Annotated in this window: 7 protein-coding genes; 1 reads left to right on the top strand and 6 read right to left on the bottom strand. The window is 46.4% G+C overall.

Going from position 1 to position 6,829, the window contains the following annotated elements; translation table 11 throughout:
• Positions 1 to 95: 95 nt before the first annotated feature.
• Complete coding sequence (locus B9J87_RS04415) at positions 96 to 2,402, top strand: YgiQ family radical SAM protein (protein WP_094149485.1); 2,307 nt, start codon at positions 96 to 98, stop codon at positions 2,400 to 2,402.
• A gap of 44 nt (positions 2,403 to 2,446) precedes the next feature.
• Here B9J87_RS04415 and B9J87_RS04410 read toward each other — a convergent pair whose 3' ends face one another.
• The 6 genes from B9J87_RS04410 to B9J87_RS04385 form a co-directional block, all read right to left on the bottom strand.
• Entirely contained in the window at positions 2,447 to 2,974 is a 528-nt protein-coding gene (locus B9J87_RS04410) for a DUF3833 domain-containing protein (RefSeq protein ID WP_017042007.1), read from the bottom strand.
• Positions 2,971 to 3,549: a chalcone isomerase family protein gene (locus tag B9J87_RS04405; RefSeq protein ID WP_017049909.1), complete on the bottom strand. Its 579-nt coding sequence runs from the start codon at positions 3,547 to 3,549 to the stop codon at positions 2,971 to 2,973. Before B9J87_RS04405 ends, B9J87_RS04410 begins: the two co-directional genes overlap by 4 nt.
• Positions 3,527 to 4,024 (bottom strand): DUF2878 domain-containing protein, encoded by a 498-nt coding sequence (locus B9J87_RS04400; RefSeq protein ID WP_094149483.1) that lies wholly within the window; start codon positions 4,022 to 4,024, stop codon positions 3,527 to 3,529. The genes B9J87_RS04405 and B9J87_RS04400 overlap by 23 nt, the downstream gene beginning before the upstream one ends.
• Positions 4,024 to 5,271, bottom strand: coding sequence for an SAM-dependent methyltransferase (locus B9J87_RS04395; RefSeq protein WP_094149481.1), 1,248 nt, complete (start codon positions 5,269 to 5,271; stop codon positions 4,024 to 4,026). The genes B9J87_RS04400 and B9J87_RS04395 overlap by 1 nt, the downstream gene beginning before the upstream one ends.
• 57 nt (positions 5,272 to 5,328) lie before the next feature.
• Complete coding sequence (locus B9J87_RS04390; protein WP_019280844.1) at positions 5,329 to 6,069, bottom strand: DUF1365 domain-containing protein; 741 nt, start codon at positions 6,067 to 6,069, stop codon at positions 5,329 to 5,331.
• On the bottom strand, positions 6,069 to 6,829 hold a 761-nt coding region (locus B9J87_RS04385), incomplete at its 5' end, for an NAD(P)/FAD-dependent oxidoreductase (RefSeq protein WP_176429476.1). The genes B9J87_RS04385 and B9J87_RS04390, both read right to left, overlap by 1 nt.

Below are 6,829 nucleotides of genomic sequence, written 5' to 3'. Positions count from 1 at the left end.
ATTTTCTTTATAAATAGAACGCAAAGCCAATGTTCCGCTAGATACTACTAGTGCAAGTCGTTATAATGCGCGGCTCATTAATCAGAGGTCAAAATATGCACAGCAACATCACTCCTATTCATCAATATAAAAGATACTGGGCAGAGTGCTTTGGAACCGCACCTTTCCTGCCAACCAGTAAAAAGGAGATGGATGCCCTAGGATGGGACAGCTGTGACATCGTGATCGTCACGGGTGACGCTTATGTGGATCACCCCAGTTTTGGTATGGCGATCATTGGCCGTTTACTCGAAGCGCAAGGCTTTCGCGTTGGGATCATTGCCCAGCCGCAATGGCAAAATAAAGACGCTTTCATGGCGCTGGGTAAACCCAACCTATTTTTTGGCATCACGGCCGGCAACATGGATTCGATGATCAACCGCTACACCTCTGACAAAAAATTACGTCATGATGACGCGTACACACCCAATAATGAAGGTGGCAAACGTCCAGATCGCGCCACACTTGTCTATTCACAGCGTTGTCGTGAGGCTTATAAAGATGTACCACTGGTGCTCGGTGGTATCGAAGCCAGTTTACGCCGCGTTGCCCATTATGATTATTGGTCAGACAAAGTGCGCCGTTCTGTGCTGTTTGATGCCAAAGCCGACATACTGCTGTTTGGTAACGCAGAGCGCGCATTGGTTGAAGTAGCGCACCGCTTAGCCAATGGCGATAACATAGCTGACATGACCAATATTCGCGGCACGGCCGTGAACCTGGCCGCTGAGCCTGAGCATTACACCATCATTGACTCATCACGTATTGAGAAACCGGGTAAAGCGTTTGTTCCTGTGAACCCTTACGCGGTGGAAACGCAGTGTGAAACTAATCAAGAAAAAGAAGCCGAAGCAAAGCCAATCACCATTCGTCCTTCTCGCCATGATGCCGCCACAACAGCGGTTCGTTTGCCTGCTTTTGAAAAGCTCAATAATGACCGGATTTTATACGCGCATGCAAGCCGTGTACTGCATTTAGAAACCAACCCCTATTCCGGCCGGGCGCTGATTCAGCGCCATGGCGACCGTGAATTGTGGGTCAACCAAGCTCCGATTCCACTCACCACAGAAGAGATGGATTACGTGTTTGGCCTGAGCTACGCACGCGTGCCTCACCCTATGTATGGCAAAAGTAAAATTCCTGCTTACGACATGATCAAAACCTCGGTTAATATCATGCGCGGCTGTTTTGGTGGTTGTTCATTCTGCTCGATTACCGAACATGAAGGGCGCATTATCCAAAACCGTTCAAAAGAGTCGATTTTGAATGAGATGGAAGAGATCCGCGATAAAGTTCCCGGCTTTACTGGAACCATTTCGGATTTGGGTGGGCCAACGGCGAACATGTACCGTTTAGGTTGTAGTGATCCTAAAGCTGAGATGAACTGCCGCCGCCCATCGTGTGTTTTCCCCGGAATTTGCCATAAGCTCAATACCGACCACAAACATACGATTGATCTCTATCGTGAAGCGCGCAAAGTCAAAGGCATTAAAAAAGTGATGATCGCCTCTGGTGTGCGTTATGACTTGGCGATTGAATCTCCTGAATATGTGCGTGAATTGGTCACGCATCACGTAGGAGGCTATCTCAAGATCGCCCCAGAACATACCGAGAAGAATCCGCTCGATCTGATGATGAAACCGGGTATGGGCACCTATAATCGCTTCAAAGAGATGTTTGAGAAGTACAGCGCTGAAGCAGGTAAGAAACAGTACCTCATCCCGTACTTTATTTCCGCGCATCCCGGTACAGAAGATGAAGATATGCTCAATTTGGCACTGTGGCTAAAATCAAACAATTTTGAGTGTGATCAGGTGCAGAACTTCTATCCATCGCCAATGTGTAATGCAACCGCGATGTATTACTCAGAGACTAACCCGCTCAAACGTGTGAAATACAAAAAACGTGAAGAAGTGACTGTCGCAAAGGGAGAGCGTCAACGCAGGCTGCACAAAGCGCTGTTACGCTATCATGACCCATTAAACTGGCCGATTATCCGTGAAGCCTTGATCAACATGGGTAAAAAGCATTTGATTGGTGATAAACCTAACTGCTTGGTGCCTGCGAATGATGTGGATGCACTCACGCCTGCGCAGCGTCGTAAATCTGGCCGTCACGGAGCGAACCGTTTTGCGACCAAACACACCAAAACTCAGCCGGGTTTTGACGCTCTTAACCCGCGTAAAGAGAACGCTACTTCACCAAGTAAATCGCCAAACAAACCACGCGCTAGCAGCGCGACAGACAACGGTAAGAAAAACCAAGGCGGCCCATCTAAACCTGCACACTCTCGCCCGACAAGTAAAGGCAAACCGTTTGCTCAAGCCTCTAAGCCAAGAGCGCCACGCGCAGAACAGAGATAATCCCAAAGCCATATGATCAGCACAATAAGGCTCCTTACGGAGCCTTATTGTTTTTCAAAGAACAGCGTTAGTTTACCGACCTCGATACCAAATTTTTTAATTTTAGTCAGGTTAAACACCCGCTTTTCATCTTGCCGGTAAAGCCAGTCGTCAAAGGTAACGGTTAGCGTAGAATCACCATAAGGTAAGGAAAAGTCATATTGCCAACGCAAAGCGTTACCCACTTCTTCCCCTTGGGCTTGGCCTAATACATCATCCGCTTGACCGATATATTTTCCATCAGCAAAACGTTCAATCACCCATACTCTTTGGCTTTTTTCACCATCATCAAAATTGAAGTCTTCAACCAAAGTGAGTTTATTCCCCTCAACTGTTCCGTCGATGGCAACCTCGAAACGACGCGTTTGCATCCCCGTATAATCTTGCACCATCCCCCATGCTAACGTTCGACCAGAGAAGTATTCAAATAGATCAAACTTAGGTTGCGTAGATTGGTATTGAGTGAGATCAGCGCTGCACCCCACTAACCAAAGTAAAAGTAACAGATAACTGCGTCTGGCTATCGCTTTCATGGTTGCATTCCTATCAATTGTTTGCGTAAGTGTGGGTATTGCGTCTGTGGCGACAGCCATATCGCGAGAAAGGCGTCATTTAACGCTTCATCAACTACTGTACCAACCTGCGCTTGAACACCGTTCTTGGGATGAAAAATAAAAGCGCCCTGCTGCCCATCAGAGGTGTAAATCAAGCGATCGCCCTCAGTAACGCTGGGGAAAATGGACGATAGGTGCACCAGCCACGGTGCAATTTGTTGCTCGGTTAATTTGAGTTTTTGCCACTGCTCTGCGGTCGATTCCACCAGCTGTTTACTACTGATGTCGCGCTGATATTCAATTTCAAGCGCCAAGGGATGAGGTGATAAATCGCTTCCTTGCTCGTACTGCCCTGATGGGGTACGAAGCTGCGAGGAATAAATATCTAGCCATAACCAGCTTAAATTTGCTTGGCCAATCACTGGCCAAGTTTGCCATTCGGTCAGTTTATCGTCGGCCACCGCCGCAAAAGCGTTATTCACCAAGCTGTGAAAGGCAATCACTATCAGTAACAGGTTGAATTTTCTTAGCCTATTTCTCTTTGCTAACATCATCGCTAAATACCCTAAGTATCAATGCACCGATCATCACCCACTGCAGCCACAAGATGGCCATAGTCAAACCCAATGGCCAATCAAAATGTACAGCGCCTAAACGTTCTGCCGCCCAATAACTTAAACTGCCTAACACGCCGACCATCAAACAAATGAGTTTGGATGGATAACATTTCATCAGCACCACTAAATGGGAGGCATACCAAGAAAAAGCGCCCCACAACACCATTAACCAAATGGGAAAGTCATTGGTAGCAAAGCGTAATAATCCGAAATACTGATTAAGGGCATCGATAACAATACCCACCATAGTTAACGCAATCACTCTTTCCAAAGGATAGGAAAAGTGCCGCAAGGAAAACATCAATGCGGCTAACATCATGGTCAATGCCAACCACTGCAAACGTTCTGTCCCCAATACAGCAACAAACCAGATCGCTTGAAACCAAAGAGAGACCGCAAACAGCGTCTTCATTACATCGGTCTTTGCAAAGTCATATGTACAGTGCTGATGGATTTTGCTAAAAATCCACCCTCGCAGTAGCAGAAATAGTAACGCCACATACGCGTGAATCGCTCATCATACCCAAGTTGTGAAACCTGATGTTTTGCAAGCTCAAAACGGTGACGCCAATGAGCGAGCGTATGCGCATAGTCAGGACCAAGATCAAACAGGTTGCGAACCACTAAATCACTGTGCTGTGTCGCCGCCGTTGTCAATGCAGTAATTGAGGGTAAAAAACCGCCGGGGAAAATGTATTTCTGAATGAAATCGACATTATTGCTGTAATAATCATAACGTTGATCAGCAATGGTGATGGCTTGAATCGCCATCAAACCATTGGGTTTTAGTAGTGACTGGCACTTTTCAATATAAGAGGCGAGGTACTCTTTACCGACCGCTTCGATCATCTCTATCGAGACTAATTTATCGTACTGACCTTGTAGCAGGCGGTAATCTTGCTTGAGCAAGGTGATTTGACTCTCCAGCCCCTGCCGCTCTATTTGCTGTGCGGTGTAGTAATGCTGCTCTTCAGAAATGGTCGTCGTCGTGACCTGACAGCCGTAAGTTTTGGCCATGTAAATCGCCATCGCACCCCAACCGGTGCCAATCTCAATCACATGGTCGCTTGCTTTGAGTTGCAACTGCTGGCACAAACGTTCCATTTTATTGATTTGCGCCTGCTCTAACGTTTCATCCGGATGCAGAAATAACGCGCTGGAATAGAGCATATTACTGTCTAAAAAGGTGTGGTAGAGATCATTGCCTAGATCGTAGTGGGCATGAATATTCTCTTTGGCTTTATCGATTGAATTTCGATTGAGCCAGTGGCTGACTTTATAAAAAAGTTTGGTCAACACACTACTGCGAGCTTCAATGCCATCTAATGCACTGACATTGCGAGCCATCAGTTCCATTAGGCTGGTCAAATTCGGGCTATCCCACCAACCATCCATATAGGCTTCACCCGCTGCAATACTACCCCCTTTTAATAAACGAGCATAAAAATGAGGATGATGTATTTCAATAGTTGCATGGGGTTGATGCTCTTTAAGTACGCCAAAAGTCTCCTGACTGGACGCGCCTTCATTGGAAAAGGTTTCAATGATGGTTAAAGTGCCGACGTCTAAACGCTGTAGACAGCGAAAAATGAAGCTTCTTGCACTCTTTTGCAACCCTGTCAGTTGCTTGGGCAACGCGAGAGTTTGTGAATTAAGCATTGAGCGTTCTCCTTGTTATTGTTATTTAGACACTGTCTCTGTGTAGATCTTGCGTATTTATGAATGTGGATTGGAGTAGAAAGGTGCTCCTTTAAGCCACAGCTTTAAAGCATGCCAGTAAATACCTATTGTCACTTTTACGGCCATCACGGGTGTTTTGATCAATAACTTGAGTAAATTTTTTGAATTAAATGGTTGTGCCTTCATCGATAAAGTCGCATCGAAAACTTTACCTTCTTTGTGACATTCCAAATGCACACTCAATGACGAACCAAGCGGCTTCAACTTCCAATGATATCGCTGATCAATAGGATTGAAGGGAGAAACATGAAACGCCTTTTGATGACGCCACTGTTGCTGCTCTTCTCCCGCTTGTGCTTTCACCGCGTAGTAGTGCCGTTGATTCCAAGGTGTATTACTCACTTCGGCCAACAAGTATTGCCATTCACCTTGTTGATCATAAAGATAGTAGAAATTAACCGGGCTGAAATAAATTCCTAAATAACGAAGGTGACATACTGCTATCACCTTTCCAGAGCAGCGGTCGCCCGTCAGCTCATGAACTTTATCTTGTATGCACTGTTTTAAATCCCCTTCACCAAGATAATCGGCGCGCTGAAAACGCGCCCAGTGCCACCATTTTTCGCCAAACCCCCAAACTGAATCACTCAGTTGCTCCAGTTCATCGAGATCAATACACGGCATAAACAATGGATAATTGAGCGCATGTTCAATCGGTGTAAAGCGTCGGTGACGTACCATGCCAACCATCAAACAACTGTTGGGCTCCGTCTCCATCACGCCGCGCCTTTTAACTGCTGCGCTTGCGCTTCAAGTTGTGTCACCACATCCAGCGCACTGGTCACGCCATCTTCATGAAAACCATTGCGCCAATAAGCGCCACAGTACCAAGTGTTATTCACACCGTTAACTTCAGGCTTGCGTTGCTGAGCCGCGATAGATTGCGTGGTGAATACCGGGTGGTGATAAGTAAACTGTCGTAAAACTTTCTCATCAGAAATGCGGTCACCGCTGTTGAGCGATACACAAAAAGTATGAGCGCCTTTAATATGCTGCAAGATATTCATATTGTAGGTCAGCGCTGGTAAACGCGACTCTTGATCTGGACTGCCATCAAGCCAATAGTTCCAAGCTGCCCAAGCGGCTTTTCGCTTAGGTAGCAGTGATGTGTCGGTATGTAAAGTGACTTCATTGGCTTGATAGTGCATTACGCCGAGCACCTCTTGTTCAGCCTCTGTCGGTTGCTCTAACATACCTAATGCCTGATCGCTGTGACATGCAAAAATTACATGATCAAAGTGGTGTGATTGCCCATTAACAATGAGCTCGACACCTGCCGAGCCGCGTTTGACTTGTGTAACTGGGCTATCAAGATGAATCTTATCTTTAAAACCTTGCGTCAAGGGTTCGATGTACGCGCGCGATCCGCCTTCAACCACATACCATTGTGGTCGGTTAGTGATCTCTAGCAGGCCATGGTTGAGGAAGAAACGCAAAAAGAAACTTAACGGAAAAACCCGCATATCAGCCAAGGAAG

It is taken from the genome of Vibrio sp. V19_P1S1T109, from assembly GCF_002241375.1.
Classification (GTDB): domain Bacteria; phylum Pseudomonadota; class Gammaproteobacteria; order Enterobacterales; family Vibrionaceae; genus Vibrio; species Vibrio anguillarum.
This window is presented reverse-complemented; position numbering and strand designations above follow the sequence as displayed.

Bases quoted from the DNA above. Each gene is read 5' to 3' on its own strand.
- B9J87_RS04400 (WP_094149483.1), bottom strand. From the start codon at position 4,024: ATGAAGACGCTGTTTGCGGTCTCTCTTTGGTTTCAAGCGATCTGGTTT.
- B9J87_RS04415 (WP_094149485.1), top strand. From the start codon at position 96: ATGCACAGCAACATCACTCCTATTCATCAATATAAAAGATACTGGGCA.
- B9J87_RS04395 (WP_094149481.1), bottom strand. From the start codon at position 5,271: ATGCTTAATTCACAAACTCTCGCGTTGCCCAAGCAACTGACAGGGTTG.
- B9J87_RS04390 (WP_019280844.1), bottom strand. From the start codon at position 6,069: ATGGAGACGGAGCCCAACAGTTGTTTGATGGTTGGCATGGTACGTCAC.
- B9J87_RS04410 (WP_017042007.1), bottom strand. From the start codon at position 2,974: ATGAAAGCGATAGCCAGACGCAGTTATCTGTTACTTTTACTTTGGTTA.
- B9J87_RS04405 (WP_017049909.1), bottom strand. From the start codon at position 3,549: ATGATGTTAGCAAAGAGAAATAGGCTAAGAAAATTCAACCTGTTACTG.